Source organism: Nocardia sp. NPDC056541 (assembly GCF_042794235.1).
In the GTDB taxonomy this organism is placed as follows: Bacteria; Actinomycetota; Actinomycetes; order Mycobacteriales; family Mycobacteriaceae; genus Nocardia.
In genome coordinates this window covers 19732-36920 of sequence record NZ_JBHTUD010000023.1, presented here as the reverse complement: position 1 = coordinate 36920, position 17189 = coordinate 19732, and the positions used below count along the sequence as shown (strand labels likewise).

The window sequence follows — 17189 nt, the reverse complement described above, 5'->3', positions numbered from 1 at the left end:
GCCTAACCGGCGACCCGTTCCCCGACGCGACCAAAGATTGCACACAGGAGGCTCAGTGCCCAGCCATGCCAGCGCACGGATCACGAAGGTACTCGTAGCTAACCGCGGCGAGATCGCGGTTCGCGTGATCCGGGCTGCCAAGGACGCGGGAATCACCAGCGTCGCGGTGTACGCCGAGCCCGATGCCGACGCTCCCTTCGTGAAGCTCGCCGACGAGGCGTTCGCCCTCGGCGGTCAGACCTCTGCCGAGTCGTACCTCGTGTTCGACAAGATCCTCGACGCCGCGGCCAAGTCCGGCGCCGACGCGATCCACCCCGGTTACGGTTTCCTCTCCGAGAACGCCGACTTCGCCCAGGCCGTCATCGACGCCGGGCTGATCTGGATCGGCCCGTCGCCGCAGTCCATCCGCGACCTCGGTGACAAGGTCACCGCGCGCCACATCGCCGAGAAGGCGAAGGCGCCGATGGCCGCGGGCACCAAGGACCCGGTCAAGAACGCCGACGAGGTCGTCGCGTTCGCCAAGGAATACGGCGTCCCGGTGGCCATCAAGGCCGCGTTCGGTGGCGGTGGCCGCGGCATGAAGGTCGCCCACACCATCGAGGAGATCCCCGAGCTGTTCGAGTCGGCGACCCGTGAGGCCATCGCCGCCTTCGGTCGCGGCGAGTGCTTCGTCGAGCAGTACCTCGACAAGGCCCGCCACGTCGAAGCCCAGGTCATCGCCGACCAGCACGGCAACGTGGTCGTCGCCGGTACCCGCGACTGCTCGCTGCAGCGCCGGTTCCAGAAGCTCGTCGAGGAGGCGCCCGCGCCGTTCCTGTCCGACAAGGTGCGCGCCGCGATCCACGAGTCGGCCAAGCGCATCTGCCGCGAGGCGGGCTACTACGGTGCGGGCACCGTGGAGTACCTGGTGCAGGGCGAGACCGTGTCGTTCCTCGAGGTGAACACCCGCCTGCAGGTGGAGCACCCGGTCACCGAGGAGACCGCGGGCATCGACCTGGTGCGTCAGCAGTTCGCGATCGCCAACGGCGAGGAACTGTCGATCAAGGAAGACCCCACCCCGCGTGGCCACTCGTTCGAGTTCCGGATCAACGGCGAGGACGCCGGTCGCGGCTTCCTGCCCGCTCCCGGCCCGGTGAACGTCTACCGCGAGCCCACCGGCCCCGGTGTGCGCGTCGACTCCGGTGTGGTCCAGGGCAGCGTCATCGGCGGTCAGTTCGACTCGATGCTGGCCAAGCTGATCGTCACCGGCGAGAACCGTGAGCAGGCGCTGCAGCGTGCCCGCCGCGCGCTGGCCGAGTTCGAGGTCGAGGGTCTGGCGACGGTGATCCCGTTCCACCGCGCGGTCATCGAGGATCCGGCCTTCATCGGCGACGGCGAGAAGTTCGACATCTACACCAAGTGGATCGAGAACGAGTGGAAGAACACCGTCGAGCCGTACACCGCCGGTGGCGTGTCCGACGATGACGACGACGATCTGCCCCGGCAGAAGGTTGTCGTCGAGGTCGGCGGACGTCGCGTCGAGGTGTCGCTGCCCGGTCAGTTCACCCTCGGTGGCGGTGCGGCCGGTTCGGCGGGCAACGGTGTGGTGCGCAAGAAGCCGAAGGCGCGCAAGCGTGGCGGCGCCGGTGCCGGTGCCGCGTCGGGTGACGCGGTCACCGCGCCGATGCAGGGCACCGTCGTGAAGGTCGCGGTCGAAGAGGGCCAGACCGTCGAGGCGGGTGACCTGATCGTGGTGCTCGAGGCCATGAAGATGGAGAACCCGGTCAACGCGCACAAGGCCGGTGTCGTCACCGGGCTCGCCGTCGCGGCGGGTGCGGCGATCACCCAGGGCACGGTCCTGGCGGAGATCAAGTAGACAACAGCTAGCTGTCCACAACGGGCGTCGGTCTCCATGGACCGGCGCCCGTTGTCGTTCGCCGAGCGGCCGCGAGGAACCGCGCTGACGGATTCGTGTCCGGCACCGCGGAGACGGATCGGTGAACGGGCGCGGAAGATCATGCGTCTCGCCCGGCTGGGTGGCCTGCTTCTGTCGTATCGTGGGTCGGGTGACCAGTACTGCGCACACCGATCTGGACCCGCTCTCGACGCCGGGTTCGGCAACGGTGGCCGAGGTCATCCAGGCTCGCCGGGAAACCGGTAGCCGTACTGACGGCAATCGTCTCGCGCTGGTGATCGAGGGCGGTGGCAGCCGCGGTGTGTATTCCAGCGGCATGGTGCAGGCGCTCGAGGAGCTGGGTCTGGCGAAGGTGTTCGACGCCGTGTACGGCACGTCGGCCGGGGCGATCAACGGCGCCTGGTTGCTGTGCGGGCGCGCGGCGACGGGGATGCGGTCGTGGACCGATCCGGCGATCATGCGCCGCGTGGTCGATCCGGTACGCATCTTCCGCGGTCGCCCCGTGTTCGATCTGCACTATCTCGTGCATCGCGTGTACGACGGCATCGAACCGATGGACTTCCCCGCGATTCTGGCCAACCCCACCACCTTCCATCCCATCGCGACCGATATCCGCACCGGGCAGTCGGTGGACCTCGGGCCCTACATCACCGACAAACAGAGCCTCATGACGGCGCTACGGGCCTCTGCGGGCCTTCCGCTGCTGGCTGGGCCACCGGTCGCCCTCGCGGGTGGCAGCTACTTCGACGGCGGCCTCACCGAAACCGTCCCGATCCGCACCGCCGTGGCCGCGGGCACCACCCACGCCCTGGTCCTGCGCACCCGCCGGACCGATGAAGTCCGCCCGCCCGCGCCCCTGCTGCACCGGGTGGTCGGCGGCGGCTACATGCGTGCCATCGCGCCCGGTGCGTTCCGGGCGTGGAGCAAGCGACCGGGGCAGCAGGCGATGGAGGACAGCTACCTCGACGGCCTCGGCGATCATGTCCTCCAAGTCCACCCACCCGCCGGTTCCCCCGCCATCGACAGCGCGGCCCGCGACACCGACCTGCTCACCCGCGCGCTCGACATCGGCCGCACCGCGGTTCACTCCCTGCTCGGTGGCGGCACCCTCCGCACAGCCTGATTCCGGCTCGGCCGACGACACCTGGGCCCGTGCCCGGAGCCGCCGCCCGCGTGCGGCTTCGGCAGCGGTCGGCGGCCGTGGCCCAGCGGTCGAACACTAGGCTGCTCGCGTGGAACCGATCGAGATCAACGCAGGGTCCTGGTATCTGCGCGCGCTGCGCGCCGACGAGCGCATCGACGACCGACCCGCGCTGGCCGACGGCGGCATCACCGATCCCGGCTACGTGGCCGCCCGGTCGGCGCAGTGGGCGGACGATTCGCACTTCTCCTGGGCGGTCTGCGTTCCGACGACGGCCGAGATGGTCGCCGAGATCGGCGTGACGCCCGGCCCCGACGCCACCGCGGCGGTCACCGGCTGGGCTCGTCCCGGCGAGGACGAGGCACTGGCCGCCGGTCTGGCCTCGGTTCACCGTTTCGTCGCGGGCGCACTCGGACTGACTGTTCCGCCTCCCCGCGTATCTTGACCGGATCGAGGCGCGGGGAGGCTCGGTTACGCGGCTGGCGGTGAGATGTCGGTCAAGTCAGCCGGTGCCCGACGAGTTACCCGTGTTCTCGCGTGAGTACCGCGTCCAGCGCGTCGACGGCCTGACTCAGCTCGTCCTCGGTGACCGTCAGCGGCGGACGGAAGCGGATGCCGCGCTCCCCCGTGCCGAGCAGCAGCACATGCTCACGTTCGCGCAGTTCCGTCACCACCCGATCACGCAGCTGCGGCGTCGCCAGCGTCACCGCGCACATCAGCCCACGCCCACGCGCCTCGCTGACCACGTCCGGGTGCGCGGCGGCCAGCTTGCCGAGCCGGTCGAGCAGGAACGCGCCGAGCGGTGCCACGCCCTCGATCAGCCGATCCCGTTCCAGCACTTCGAGAATGCGCCGGGTGCGCACCATGTCGGTGAGGTTGCCGCCCCAGGTGGAGTTGAGCCGTGAGCTCACCCGGAAGACATTGTCGACCACCTCGTCGACCCGGCCGCCCGCCATGATTCCGCAGATCTGGGTCTTCTTGCCGAAGGCCACCACGTCGGGCGCGACATCCAATTGCTGGAAGGCCCAGGTGGTTCCGGTCAGGCCGACGCCGGTCTGCACCTCGTCGAGGATGAACAGCGCGTCGTTGGCATGGCACAGCCGCTGCATGGCGGCGAGGAATTCCGGCCGCAGATGACGGTCACCGCCTTCGCCCTGGATCGGTTCGGCGATGAAGCAGGCGATGTCGTGCGGGTTGTCGGCGAAGGCCTGTTCGGCCTGGGCCAGCGCCCGCGTTTCGAGGGCGGCGATGTCGGGGCCCGCGAAAGTGTGCGGTGTGTCGATGCGCGGCCAATCGAATTTCGGGAATCGCGCGGTCTTGACCGGGTCGGTGTTGGTGAGCGACAACGTATAACCGCTGCGCCCGTGGAAGGCGCCGGTCAGGTGCAGCACCTTGGTACCGAGTTCCGGTGCGCGACCGTGCGATTCGTTGTGCCTGCTCTTCCAGTCGAAAGCGACTTTCAGCGCGTTCTCCACCGCGAGCGCACCACCGTCGACGAAGAACAGGTGCGGCAGGCGCGGATCACCGAGCACGCGGGCGAAGGTGTCAACGAAGCGGGCCATCTCGACGGTATAGATATCGGAGTTGCTCGGCTTGTTCAGTGCGGCGTTGGCCAGCTCGGCGAGAAAGCTCTCGTCGCCGGCCAGCGCGGGATGGTTCATTCCCAGCGCGTTGGAGGCGAAGAAGCCGAACATGTCGAGATAGCTGGTGCCGTCACGTTCGTCGACGAGCGTGCGACCGTGCGACTCGTGTAGGTCGAGCACAAGCTCGAAACCGTCCGCGAGGATGTGCGAGGACAGGATTTCGTGGACCCGGTCGGCGGGGATGACCGCCGCGCCAGGGCGCTCCAGTTCGATGGTCATGAAACCGACGATACGCAAATATTTACGGAAGTTCTACGGAATCACGAATCAAATTACGGAAGATCACTACCTGTCATAGAATGTCTGCAGGATGATGGTGCTGCGGGTGTGCACATTGGCCGTGGCCCTGATCTCCTGCAGCAGATGTTCCAGATGCCGAGGCGAGGCCACCCGAACCAGCAGGACGTAGCTCTCCTCGCCCGCTACCGAGTGGCACCCCTCGATGCCGGGGATGTGCTGCAGCAAGGCGGGCGCGTCATCGGGCTGGGACGGGTCGAGAGGAGTGATCGCGACGAACGCCGACAACAAGTGCCCGAGCGCTTCGGGGTCCACCTGCGCCGCGTATCCGCGGATCACGCCGCGCGCTTCGAGCCTGCGGACCCGCGATTGCACCGCGGAGACCGAGAGACTGGCCTTCTCCGCCAGATTCGACAATGTGGCGCGGCCGTCTGCCATCAGTTCTTTGATCAATAGTCGATCGATGTCATCGAGCTGGGGTCGAGCCGGTGTATCCGCCATCAGCGAAGGCTAACGCAGCGTGGGGCTCGCGCGGGGAAAACTTCTTTCCGTTCCCCACCGAATTCTCCCGAACTTTTCCGTGAGTCGTACCAAACAGCAGAAGGTGAGCAGAGTACCGATGACGCAGACCGTGAACTTCTCCGAGCAGCTCTCGCTGCGAGCCAGGGCGCTCCTGCACGGCCTCGGCGCCGCGGTGCCGGAGCCCGGCCCGCTGCTGGCGCGCACGCCGATCTCCGGCGGTGTCCTGTTGCCGCTGACCGTCGACGCCCCCGCCGACGTGGACGCCGCGATCGGCCGCGCCGCAACCGCGTTCGAGGCCTGGCGCACGGTCCCCGCGCCGGTGCGAGCGGGCCTGGTGCGCAGGCTGGCCCAGTTGCTGGTGGCCCATCAGGACGAGCTGGCGGAGCTGGTGACCCTGGAGGCGGGCAAGATCGGCCCCGAGGCGCTGGGCGAAGTGCAGGAGATGATCGACGTCTGCGAGTTCGCGATCGGGCTCTCGCGCCAACTCTACGGCGCCACCATGCCTTCCGAACGTCCCGGCCATCGCCTCATGGAGACATGGCATCCACTCGGCGTAGTCGGGGTGATCTCGGCGTTCAATTTCCCTGTCGCGGTGTGGGCTTGGAATACCGCGATCGCCCTGGTGTGCGGCGACACGGTGGTCTGGAAGCCGTCGGAGACCACGCCGTTGACGGCACTGGCCTGCCACACGCTGCTGCGTCGCGCGGCGGTGGATGTGGGCGCGGATCCCGCAGTGCACCAGCTGATCCAAGGGGACGCGACCGTCGGCTCGGCGTTGGTCGACGATGGCCGGGTCGCCCTGGTGAGCGCGACGGGCTCGGTGCGGATGGGCGCCACCGTCGCCCCACGGGTGGCCGGGCGTTTCGGTCGATGCCTGCTCGAGCTGGGTGGAAACAACGCCGCGATCGTCGCGCCGAGTGCCGATCTGGAACTGGCGGTGCGTGGCATCGTCTTCTCCGCGGCGGGGACAGCGGGCCAGCGGTGTACGAGTCTGCGACGGTTGATCGCGCATCGTTCGATCGCCGACCAGCTGGTCGAACGGCTCGCCGCGGCGTACGGCCAACTGCCCGTGGGCAATCCACTCGACGACGGCATCCTGGTCGGGCCGCTGATCAACGAGCGCGCCTTCGCCGGGATGCAGAAGGCACTGGTCGGGTCGGTGGCCGAGGGCGGCGACATCGTCTGCGGCGGTGAGCGCGTCGAGACGCTCGGCCCCGACGCCTACTACGTGCGGCCCGCCCTCGTCCGCATGCCCGCGCAGACCGAACTCGTGCGCGAGGAAACCTTCGCGCCGATTCTGTACGTGCTGACCTACGACGAACTCGACGAAGCCATCGCCTTGAACAACGGTGTGACCCAGGGACTTTCCTCGTCGATCTTCACTCTCGACCAGCGCGAGGCCGAACAGTTCCTCGCCGGTTCCGACTGCGGCATCGCCAATGTCAACATCGGGACATCGGGCGCGGAGATCGGCGGCGCGTTCGGCGGGGAGAAGAACACCGGCGGCGGCCGGGAATCGGGCTCCGACTCCTGGAAGGCCTACATGCGCCGGGCCACCAACACCGTCAACTACTCCACCGAACTCCCGCTCGCGCAAGGCATCCATTTCGGCTGATCAGGCCAGCGATTTCGCCTTCCACCCCACCCCGTGTAAAGTGGTATTTGCAACGCGGGATGGAGCAGCTCGGTAGCTCGCTGGGCTCATAACCCAGAGGTCGCAGGTTCAAATCCTGTTCCCGCTACTACGAAGAAGGCCCCGGAGTTTCGACTCCGGGGCCTTCTTCGTTATCCGTTGCCGAGTCGCAGGGTCCAGTTCCCCCGGTAGTGCAGCCGGGTGACGCTCGCGGGCGGAACATCCATGCGCCAGAACGACTTCGCCGGTGCGTCGAGCACCACGAGCAGCGCGGCGCGCACCACGGCGGGGTGCGTCACCGCCACGGTGTTACGACCCGACGAGGCGATCTCGGCCAGCCAGAAGCGCACCCGCTCGACCAGATCGGTGATGGATTCCCCACCGTGCCCGCGGAATTCGGGGTCGGTGAGCCAGGCGAACAACTGGTCCTGAGCGAGTTTGCCCATCTCACTGCCCCGCCACGACCCGGCATCGAGGTCCCGTAATCGCACGTCCTGTTCGCCGACCAGGCCCAATTCCTCCGCCGTCTCGCGAACCCGCCGCTCCGGCCCTGTCCGCACCAACGCTTCATCGAGCGGCACGCAGGCACGCACCGCGGCCCGCCCCGACTCGTCAAGGGGTTCATCGACAGGAAATCGCGCCTTACGTACCGCCTCGGTAAGGCCATGGCCGACAAGGTCGACTCTCAGCACCGTTTGCACGAGAGTCGAGGGTAGCGACGAATGCGATCCACGCCACAACCCGGGCTGGGCGCCTCCCCGGTCATCGGCGTGTTCGCGCTGGTCGGGGTGCATGACGGCGACGAAGTTGTCGGTGGGTCGGTGCACACTTGGTGCTATGGATCGGTTCTCCCCCGCGACGGCACAGTGGTTCGACGGCGCCTTCCCCGGCGCGACGTCGGCCCAGCTCGGCGCGTGGGATGCGATCGCTGCGGGCGAGAACACACTTGTGATCGCGCCGACGGGATCGGGCAAGACTCTGTCCGCGTTCCTGTGGGCCATCGATCAGCTGGCTCACCGGGACCCACCCGAGCCGGGAGCGTCCCGGGGCACGTCGGTGCTCTACGTGTCGCCGTTGAAGGCGCTGGCTGTGGATGTGGAACGCAATCTACGGGCACCCCTGGTAGGAGTCACGCAGACGGCGAAACGGCTGGGGCTCGACCCACCGGATATCTCGGTGGGGGTGCGCTCCGGTGACACCCCGCCCGCCCAGCGCCGGGCGATGTTGCGCACCCCACCGGACATTCTGATCACGACCCCCGAGTCGTTGTTCTTGCTGTTGACCTCGGCCGCGCGCGAGACGCTGGCCGAGGTCAACACGGTGATCGTCGACGAAGTGCACGCCATCGCCGGGTCGAAGCGTGGTGCGCACCTGGCCTTGTCGCTGGCCCGGCTGGATCAACTCACCGACAAGCCCGCGCAACGAATCGGGTTGTCGGCGACGGTGCGCCCGCCCGAGGAGGTCGGGCGATTCCTGGTCGGCAACGCGCCGATCACCATTGTGCGGCCGCCCGCACCGAAGACCTTCGACCTGTCGGTGCGGGTGCCGGTGGCCGATATGACCGATCCGGGCGGCGACTCCGATCAGCCGGGTTCGATCTGGCCGCATGTCGACGAGGCCATCGTCGACCTGGTGCTCGAGCATCGGTCCTCGATCGTGTTCGCCAACTCCCGGCGGCTCGCCGAACGGCTCACGGCGCGGCTCAACGAGACCTATGCCGCCCGCCTCGGCGAGCCGGTGGAGACCGAGCACAAGCCACCCGCCCAGCTCGGGCCGTCCACCGAGGTGATCCACGGGGCCGAGCACCTGTTGGCGCGCGCCCATCACGGGTCGGTCAGCAAGGAACAGCGCGCCATCATCGAGGACGACCTCAAGACCGGTCGGCTGCGCTGCGTGGTGGCCACCAGCAGCCTCGAGCTCGGCATCGATATGGGCGCGGTGGACCTGGTGGTCCAGGTGGAGGCGCCGCCCTCGGTGGCCAGTGGGCTGCAACGGGTCGGGCGGGCCGGGCACCAGGTGGGTGAGATCTCGCGGGGCGTGCTGTTCCCCAAACACCGCACCGACGTGATCCACTGCACCGTCGCCGCCCAGCGCATGCTCACCGGTGAGATCGAGAAGCTCCAGATCCCCGCGCACCCGCTCGATATCCTCGCCCAGCAGACGGTGGCGGCCTGCGCGCTCGAACCCATCGATGTCGACGCCTGGTTCGATCTCGTCCGTTCCACCGGCAGCTACGCGAACCTGCCCCGCTCGGCCTACGAATCGGTGCTCGACCTGCTGGCCGGACGCTATCCGTCCGACGAGTTCGCCGAACTACGTCCGCGCGTGGTGTGGGACCGCGACGCGGGCACCATCACCGGCCGTCCCGGCGCCCAGCGCCTGGCGGTGACCTCCGGTGGCGCGATCCCCGACCGTGGGATGTTCGCGGTGTTCATGGTGGGCGAAAAGGCTTCGCGGGTGGGTGAACTCGACGAGGAGATGGTCTACGAGTCGCGCGTGGGCGATGTGTTCGCGCTCGGTGCGACCAGTTGGCGGATCGAGGAGATCACCTTCGATCGGGTCCTGGTGTCACCGGCGTTCGGACTGCCCGGCCGGTTGCCGTTCTGGCACGGTGACGGATTGGGCCGTCCCGCCGAATTGGGCGCCGCGCTGGGTGAATTCGTTCGCACGGCCGGTCAGGTACCAGCCGACGAGTTGTCCCGGATCGTGGCCGACATGGGCTCCGGTGCGGTGCTCACCTCGGCCGACGCCATGCCGGGAGTTCCCGGCCCGCTGACCGAACCCACCACGACAACCCGGGGCTCGAAGAAGGCCGGGCGTACTGCGACGGCCGGCGTCGACGGCCCCACCGGAGCCGCCGACGGGCAGACCGCCACCGCCGGGAGGACGAAGACACCCGCCGAGCGGAGCAAGCCCGCGGTACGGCTCGCGCAGTTGGTGCGCACCGCCGGACTCGATCAGAACGCGACAGCCAACCTGGTCGGCCTGCTCGAGGAACAGCGCAGTGCCACCGGCCAATTGCCGACCGATCGGACCCTGGTCGTGGAACGGTTCCGCGACGAACTCGGCGACTGGCGCCTGGTGCTGCACTCGCCCTTCGGCACCCCGGTGCACGCACCGTGGGCGCTGGCGGTGGGGGCGCGCCTGCAGGAACAGTTCGGTATCGATGCCGCCCCGACCGCCTCCGACGACGGCATCGTGGTGCGCCTGCCCGATACGACCGACCAACCGCCCGGCGCCGAACTGTTCGCCTTCGAACCCGACGAGATCGACGACATCGTCACCGAACAGGTGGGCGGCTCCGCCCTTTTCGCGTCCCGCTTCCGCGAATGCGCCGCCAGAGCGCTGCTCCTGCCGCGCCGCGACCCCGGCAAGCGCGCACCGCTGTGGCAGCAGCGGCAGCGCTCGGCCCAATTGCTGGACGTGGCACGCAAATTCCCGCAGTTCCCGATCCTGCTGGAGACCGTCCGCGAATGTCTGCGCGACGTATACGACCTGCCCGCCCTGCGCGACCTGCTCACCAAGGTGGCCCGCCGCGAGATCCGCCTGATCGAGGTCGAGACGGCGAGCCCGTCGCCCTTCGCCGGCGCCCTGCTGTTCTCCTACATCGGGCAATTCCTCTACGACGGCGACAGCCCACTGGCCGAACGCCGGGCAGCCGCGCTGGCTTTGGACTCCAGCCTGCTCGCCGAACTCCTCGGCCGTGTCGAGCTGCGCGAACTCCTCGACCCCGCCGTCATCACCCTGACCGAGCAAGAACTCCAACGCCTCACCCCCGAGCGCCTGGCCCGCGACGCTGAAGGTCTGGCCGACCTGCTCCGTCTCCTCGGTCCCCTCACGCCCACCGAAGCCGCAGCACGCTGCGTTCCCCGCCCCGGCACCGCATCCGCCGCGCGCCACGCCGAAGCGATGGACACCGGCACCCACTCACCCGACGAACCCGCACACAGCACGCCGGATGAGGGACTCGATTCTGCCCGCGGCAACCTGCTCGCCGATTCCGATGCACCGGCATGGTTCGCGGAACTGCGGGATTCGCGACGCGCGCTGGAGGTTTCGTTCGCAGGTCGTACCTGGTGGGTGGCGGTGGAGGATGCCGCTCGGCTGCGGGACGCGCTCGGAGTGCCCTTGCCGATCGGAGTACCCGCGGCGTTCATCGAACCGGTCCCCGATCCGCTCGGCGACCTCGTCGGGCGCTACGCGCGCACCCACGCACCGTTCACCACCACCGCGGTCGCCGACCGCTTCGGCCTCGGAACGGCCGTCGCCGTGACGGCGCTGCACCGATTGCTCGCCGAGAAACGCGTGGTGGAAGGTGAATTCACGCCGGACACTGCTGGTGGCGAGTGGTGTGACGCCCAGGTCCTTCGCCGACTGCGCCGCCGTTCACTGGCTGCCGCGCGGCACGAGGTCGAGCCGGTGTCCACCGCCGCGTTCGCCCGGTTCCTGCCGTCCTGGCAACACGTCGGATCCGGCGAGCTACGCGGTGTCGACGGCGTGGCGACAGTGGTGGAACAGCTTGCGGGCATGCCGATCCCGGCCTCGGCCTGGGAATCGCTGATTCTGCCCACCCGAGTGCGCGACTACTCACCCGCCATGCTGGACGAGCTGATGGCGACCGGCGAGGTGGTGTGGTCGGGCCACGGCGCGATCACCGCCCGCGACGGGTGGGTCGCCCTGCACCTGGCCGACCAGGCACCCTTCACCCTGCCTCCCGCCGACGAGATCGACCCCACCGACCTCCAGCTCGGTCTCCTGGCCGCACTCGGCGCGAATCTGGAACCGTGGCCGGCGGTCGATCTCGACGCACCCGATCCCGTCGCCGCGAACCGTGTCCAGCAACTGCCATCCACCTTGCGCGGCGGCGGCGCCTATTTCTTTCGCCAACTCGCCGACTCCGCGGGCCTGCTCGACGACAAAGCCGCCGGGGAGGCTCTGTGGCAGCTGGTTTGGGCGGGCTATGTCTCCGGTGACACCTTCGCCCCGGTGCGCGCCCTGCTGTCCGGCACCACCCGCGCCACCACCGCGCACCGCACCCCGCGCCGCTCGCCCCGGGGCCGCGCGTATCTGCCCCGACCGGCGATGCCGACCCGGTCCGGTCCGCCCACACTGGCGGGACGCTGGTCGATCCTGCCCGAACGCGTGCAGGACAACACCGTTCGCGCCCATGCCACCGCCGATCAACTGATCGAACGCTACGGCGTGCTCACCCGCGGTTCGGTGCAGAACGAAGGGATATCCGGCGGTTTCCAGCTGATGTACCGGGTGCTCACCGAGTTCGAGGATCGCGGCCGGTGCAGGCGCGGCTATTTCGTCGACACGCTCGGCGGCGCCCAGTTCTCCACCACCGACACCGTCGACCGTCTGCGCTCGTTCGACACCGACCGCGACACCACCAGAGCGGGCGTCGCGCTCGCCCTCGCGGCATGCGACCCCGCCAACCCCTACGGCGCCGCGCTACCGTGGCCGAAGGGCGACGCCGAGGGCGGTCATCGGCCCGGTCGCAAAGCGGGCGCGTTGGTGGTTCTGGTCGGCGGCGAACTGGTGCTCTACTCCGAGCGCGGCGGCAAAACTCTGCTCAGTTTCACCGAGGACATCGGCTTGCGCCGGGCGGCAGCGTTCGCGCTGGCCGGGCTGGTGCGCGATCGCCGGGTCGACAGCTTGGTGATCGACAAGATCAACGGAGACACTGTGCACGGCAACCTCTTCGCCGAAGTCCTGATCGAAGCCGGTTTCTCGATGACCCCGAGCGGTCTGCGGCTGCGCAGGCAGGTGTAGCCGAATGCCCGAGGGCGATACCGTCTTCCGCGCCGCACAGCGCCTACGTACGGCGTTGGCCGGTAAAACGCTCACCCGCAGCGATTTCCGGGTTCCGCGGTACGCCACCGTGGATCTGGTCGGCGAACGTGTCGAGGAGGTCGTCAGCTACGGCAAGCACCTGTTCATCCGCACCGACCGCGTGAGCATCCACACCCATCTGAAGATGGAAGGTGTGTGGCGGGTGTTCCACCGCGGCCAGCGCTGGACCAAACCCGCGGTCACCGCGCGAGTGGTGCTCGCCAACGACGAGGTCGAGGCCGTCGGCTTCTCGCTCGGCAAGGTTCAGGTGCTGCTGCGCGCCGACGAACACACGGTCATCGACCACCTCGGCCCCGATCTCCTCGGCCAGGATTGGGATGCGGCGGAGGCGTTGCGCAGGCTCACCGAGTACCCGCGTCGCGCCGTCGGTCTCGCCCTGCTCGACCAGCGCAATCTGGCAGGCATCGGCAACATCTACCGCAGCGAGATCTGTTTCCTGCGCAGGGTCCACCCCGTTACCCCGGTCGGCGACATCCCCGATCTCGTAGCGCTCGTCGACGAAGCTCACCGTGTTCTCGGCAAAGCCGCACACCAACCACCTTGGCGCGCCATGGTCTACGGCCGCACTCGCCGTTCCTGCCCCCGCTGCGGCACCCCGATCGCTTCCCAGTTACTCGGCGAAGACGACCCCGGTGACCGCATCACTCAACGCGAACGTGGCATCTACTTCTGCCCACGCTGCCAGCCGAGCCCGTGAGATCACCTCGCCCGTGTGTGCTCACAGCCCGCAGCGCCCCGGTCTGATGGCTCAGCGGTCCTGTGGCACCGGTTCCAGCAACTGCGGACGCGGTTCCGGAGCGGCGGCCCGCAACGCGTCGGCCGACGTGTCGTCGGGTTGGGTCTGCGATTCGATCTCGGCCCGTACGCGCGCCTGGTAGGTGGACACCTCGCGGTCGATATCGTCGGAGTCCCAACCGAGAACGGGTGCCACGAGGTGGGCGACCTGCTCGGCGCAGTTCGCGCCGCGATCGGAATACTCGATCGAGATGCGGGTGCGACGGGCCAGGATGTCGTCGAGGTGCAGCGCGCCTTCCGCGGCCGCGGCGTAGACCGCCTCGACCTGGAGGTAGGCCGGTGCGTCGGTAATCGGTTGCAGGAGTTCGGGTTTGCCCGCTGCCATCGCGATCACCTCGTCGACCAGCGAGCCGTAGCGGTCGAGCAGGTGCGTCATCCGGTACGGGTGGACGCCGTAGTGCTCGGCGAGCTGCACGGTCTGGTTGACCAGCGCGAAGTAGCCGTCGGCGCCGAGCAGCGCCACCTTCTCGGTGATCGACGGCGAAACGCGTGCCGGAATGTCTTGTGCGGCTTCGTCCATCGCGTCCGCCGCCATCACCCGGTAGGTGGTGTACTTGCCGCCCGCGATGCTCACCAGTCCGGGCGCGACCCTGGCCACAGCGTGCTCGCGCGAGAGCTTGGACGTGTCGTCGTTCTCCCCCGCCAGCAGCGGGCGCAGGCCCGCGTAGACGCCGTCGATATCGGCGTGCGTGAGCGGGGTGATCAGCACCTCGTTGACCCGGTCGAGCAGGTAGTCGATATCGGCCTTGGTCGCCGCGGGATGGGCGAGGTCGAGATTCCAGTCGGTGTCGGTGGTGCCGACGATCCAGTGCGCGCCCCACGGGATGATGAACAGCACCGAGGTGGTGGTGCGCAGGATGATCGCGGCATCGCTGACGATGCGGTCGCGCGGCACCACGATGTGCACACCTTTGGACGCGCGCACATGGAATCGGCCGCGTTGCCGCGACAGACTCTGCACCTCATCGGTCCACACGCCGGTCGCGTTGATCACCACATTCGCCCGCGCCTCGCCGGTACGCCCGTCCTCGGTGTCGCGCAGCTTCACCCCCACGACCCGGTCGGCTTCGCGCAGGAATCCGACGACCTGCGTGGAGGTGCGGATGACCGCGCCGTAGTGCGCGGCGGTGCGGGCAACCGTCATGGTGTGGCGGGCGTCGTCGACGACGGTGTCGTAGTAGGTGACGCCGCCGATCATCGAGTCCCGGCGCAGGCCGGGGGCGAGCCGCATCGCGCCGTGCCGGGTCAGATGATGCTGTCCTGGAACGGATTTCGAGCCACCCATGGTGTCGTACAGGGTCAGGCCCGCGGCAACGTAGGGCCGCTCCCACACGCGATGGGTCAGCGGATAGAGGAACCGCAGCGGTTTCACCAGGTGCGGTGCGAGCGTCGACAACGCCAGCTCACGTTCCTTCAGCGCTTCTCTGACCAGGCCGAATTCGAGCTGTTCGAGGTAGCGCAGGCCACCGTGGAACATTTTGGACGAGCGGCTCGACGTGCCCGACGCGAGATCGCGGGCCTCGACCAGCGCGACCGACAGCCCCCGTGTCGCGGCATCGAGCGCGATACCGGCGCCCACGACGCCGCCGCCGACGACCAGGACGTCGAACTGATCCTTGCCCAGCCGTTCCCAGGCGGTCCGCCGATGTTCCGGCCCCAGATCGCCGGGTCCGAGCCGATCCCTTTTCCCGCCCGCAACCAACTCTCCCGGGTGCAGGAACGGAAACTCCGGTGTCTGCGACATGCTCGACTCCTCGCCGCCGACCGATTCCGGCCGGTCCCAGCCGACAGTTGGGGCAAACGCCGCGTTCCCGGCGCCGCTGCGTACAGGCTAAACGTAGTCCGCACTCGTCGCTGGGGACGTGCGCGGCGAGGCGTGGGTCCGAAATTCGTCGCCGACCACAAATCTTGCGGTCGCCGGCTCCACTTTCGGTAACCTGCATCAATGCGTCGCTATGTGGCTGCCATCGATCAGGGCACGACTTCGAGTCGGTGCATCATCTTCGATCGGCAGGGTCGGATCGTCGGAACCGCGCAGCGCGAGCATCGGCAGATCTTTCCCAAGCCCGGCTGGGTGGAGCACGATCCGGCGGAGGTATGGCGCAATACCGAGTCGGTGCTCGGTGCGGCGCTGGGCACCAGCCGGTGTTCGGCCGGGGATCTGGCCGCGGTCGGGATCACCAATCAGCGTGAGACCACCGTGGTGTGGGATCGCACGACCGGCGATCCCGTGTACAACGCGATCGTGTGGCAGGACACGCGCACCGATCAGCTGTGCACCGAGCTCGCGGGTGATCAAGGGCCGCAACGCTATGCGGACCGCACCGGTCTGCCGCTGTCGACCTATTTCGCCGGGCCGAAACTGCGCTGGATCCTCGACAATGTCGACGGCGTGCGGGCGCGCGCCGAGGCAGGCGACCTGTGTTTCGGCACCATGGACAGCTGGGTGCTGTGGAAGCTGACCGGTGAACACCTCACCGATGTCACCAACGCCTCACGCACCATGCTGATGGATCTTCGCACCCTGCAATGGGATCCACAGATCTGCGCGGATTTCGGCATTCCGATGTCGCTGCTCCCGCAGATCCGCAGCTCGTCGGAGGTCTACGCCGACATCACCTCCGGTCCGTTCGAGGGCATTCCGGTCGCCGGCATTCTCGGCGACCAGCAGGCGGCCACGTTCGGCCAAGCGTGCCTGTCCCCCGGCGAGGCCAAGAACACCTACGGCACAGGCAATTTCATGTTGCTCAACACCGGCACCACGCCGGTGTTCAGCAAGCACGGCCTGCTCACCACCGCCTGCTACCAACTCGGTGACACGCCGGCGGTGTACGCGCTCGAAGGCTCGATCGCCGTCACGGGCTCGCTGGTCCAATGGCTGCGCGACAACCTCGGCATCATCTCCTCCGCCGAAGAAGTGGAACCCCTGGCCCGCAGCGTCGAGGATAACGGCGGCGCCCACTTCGTCCCCGCCTTCTCCGGCCTGTTCGCCCCCCGCTGGCGCCCCGACGCCCGCGGCGTCATCGCGGGCCTGACCCGCTTCGTCACCAAGGCCCACTTGGCCAGGGCGGCACTGGAATCCACCGCCTTCCAAACCCGCGAGGTAGTAGACGCCATGCGCGCCGACGCCGCCGCCCAACACCTCGACCTGGAACTCACCACCCTCAAGGTCGACGGCGGCATGACCGGCAACAACCTCCTCATGCAATTCCAAGCCGACATCCTCGACGTCCCCGTAGTCCGCCCCGTAGTCCGCGAAACCACTGCCCTCGGCGCCGCCTACGCCGCCGGCCTGGCCGTGGGCTACTGGTCCGACCTCGAAGACCTCCGAGCCAACTGGATAGCCGACCAGACCTGGACCCCTTCCATGCCCGAAGAGGAACGCACCCACCGCTACGCCGACTGGAACAAGGCCGTAGAACGCACCTACAACTGGGTCTGAGGATTCCGATAGGCGCAGACTTC

11 protein-coding genes and 1 tRNA gene are annotated in these 17189 nt (G+C 68.4%); 8 read left to right on the top strand and 4 right to left on the bottom strand.

Going from position 1 to position 17189, the window contains the following annotated elements; translation table 11 throughout:
• The first annotated feature begins 55 nt into the window (after window positions 1–55).
• From ACFQ9R_RS30145 to ACFQ9R_RS30135, 3 genes are all read left to right on the top strand, one after another.
• Window positions 56–1855 carry an acetyl/propionyl/methylcrotonyl-CoA carboxylase subunit alpha gene (locus ACFQ9R_RS30145; protein WP_378995405.1) on the top strand — a complete coding sequence of 600 codons (1800 nt, stop codon included), beginning with the start codon at window positions 56–58 and terminating at the stop codon, window positions 1853–1855.
• Between the two features lie 190 nt (window positions 1856–2045).
• A complete protein-coding gene (locus tag ACFQ9R_RS30140) occupies window positions 2046–3017 on the top strand; it encodes a patatin family protein (protein WP_378995403.1) in 972 nt (323 codons plus the stop codon).
• Between the two features lie 109 nt (window positions 3018–3126).
• Window positions 3127–3480, top strand: coding sequence for a hypothetical protein (locus ACFQ9R_RS30135; protein ID WP_378995401.1), 354 nt, complete (start codon window positions 3127–3129; stop codon window positions 3478–3480).
• A 76-nt stretch (window positions 3481–3556) separates the two neighbouring features.
• Here ACFQ9R_RS30135 and lat read toward each other — a convergent pair whose 3' ends face one another.
• Window positions 3557–4897: an L-lysine 6-transaminase gene (gene lat / locus ACFQ9R_RS30130; RefSeq protein ID WP_378995399.1), complete on the bottom strand. Its 1341-nt coding sequence runs from the start codon at window positions 4895–4897 to the stop codon at window positions 3557–3559.
• A 66-nt stretch (window positions 4898–4963) separates the two neighbouring features.
• Window positions 4964–5416, bottom strand: coding sequence for an Lrp/AsnC family transcriptional regulator (locus ACFQ9R_RS30125; RefSeq protein WP_056818059.1), 453 nt, complete (start codon window positions 5414–5416; stop codon window positions 4964–4966).
• A gap of 118 nt (window positions 5417–5534) precedes the next feature.
• On the opposite strand from ACFQ9R_RS30125, the gene ACFQ9R_RS30120 reads away from it, so the two are divergent.
• Together ACFQ9R_RS30120 and ACFQ9R_RS30115 are read left to right on the top strand one after the other, a co-directional pair.
• Window positions 5535–7052: an aldehyde dehydrogenase family protein gene (locus ACFQ9R_RS30120; protein WP_378995397.1), complete on the top strand. Its 1518-nt coding sequence runs from the start codon at window positions 5535–5537 to the stop codon at window positions 7050–7052.
• A 53-nt stretch (window positions 7053–7105) separates the two neighbouring features.
• A tRNA-Met gene (locus tag ACFQ9R_RS30115) sits at window positions 7106–7179 on the top strand.
• 43 nt (window positions 7180–7222) lie between these two features.
• Here ACFQ9R_RS30115 and ACFQ9R_RS30110 read toward each other — a convergent pair.
• Complete coding sequence (locus ACFQ9R_RS30110; RefSeq protein WP_378995496.1) at window positions 7223–7864, bottom strand: histidine phosphatase family protein; 642 nt, start codon at window positions 7862–7864, stop codon at window positions 7223–7225.
• Window positions 7865–7907: 43 nt separating this feature from the next.
• Here ACFQ9R_RS30110 and ACFQ9R_RS30105 point away from each other — a divergent pair, with 43 nt between their 5' ends.
• Together ACFQ9R_RS30105 and ACFQ9R_RS30100 are read left to right on the top strand one after the other, a co-directional pair.
• The gene (locus ACFQ9R_RS30105) at window positions 7908–12848 is read left to right on the top strand and encodes a DEAD/DEAH box helicase (protein ID WP_378995395.1); all 4941 of its coding nucleotides are present in this window, start codon (window positions 7908–7910) and stop codon (window positions 12846–12848) included.
• A gap of 4 nt (window positions 12849–12852) precedes the next feature.
• On the top strand, window positions 12853–13626 hold the full coding sequence (locus tag ACFQ9R_RS30100; RefSeq protein WP_378995393.1) for an Fpg/Nei family DNA glycosylase: 774 nt from the start codon (window positions 12853–12855) through the stop codon (window positions 13624–13626).
• A 51-nt stretch (window positions 13627–13677) separates the two neighbouring features.
• Here ACFQ9R_RS30100 and glpD read toward each other — a convergent pair whose 3' ends face one another.
• Window positions 13678–15468 (bottom strand): glycerol-3-phosphate dehydrogenase, encoded by a 1791-nt coding sequence (gene glpD / locus ACFQ9R_RS30095; RefSeq protein ID WP_378995391.1) that lies wholly within the window; start codon window positions 15466–15468, stop codon window positions 13678–13680.
• Between the two features lie 201 nt (window positions 15469–15669).
• Here glpD and glpK point away from each other — a divergent pair, with 201 nt between their 5' ends.
• Entirely contained in the window at window positions 15670–17166 is a 1497-nt protein-coding gene (gene glpK, locus ACFQ9R_RS30090) for a glycerol kinase GlpK (protein WP_378995388.1), read from the top strand.
• Window positions 17167–17189 lie beyond the last annotated feature (23 nt).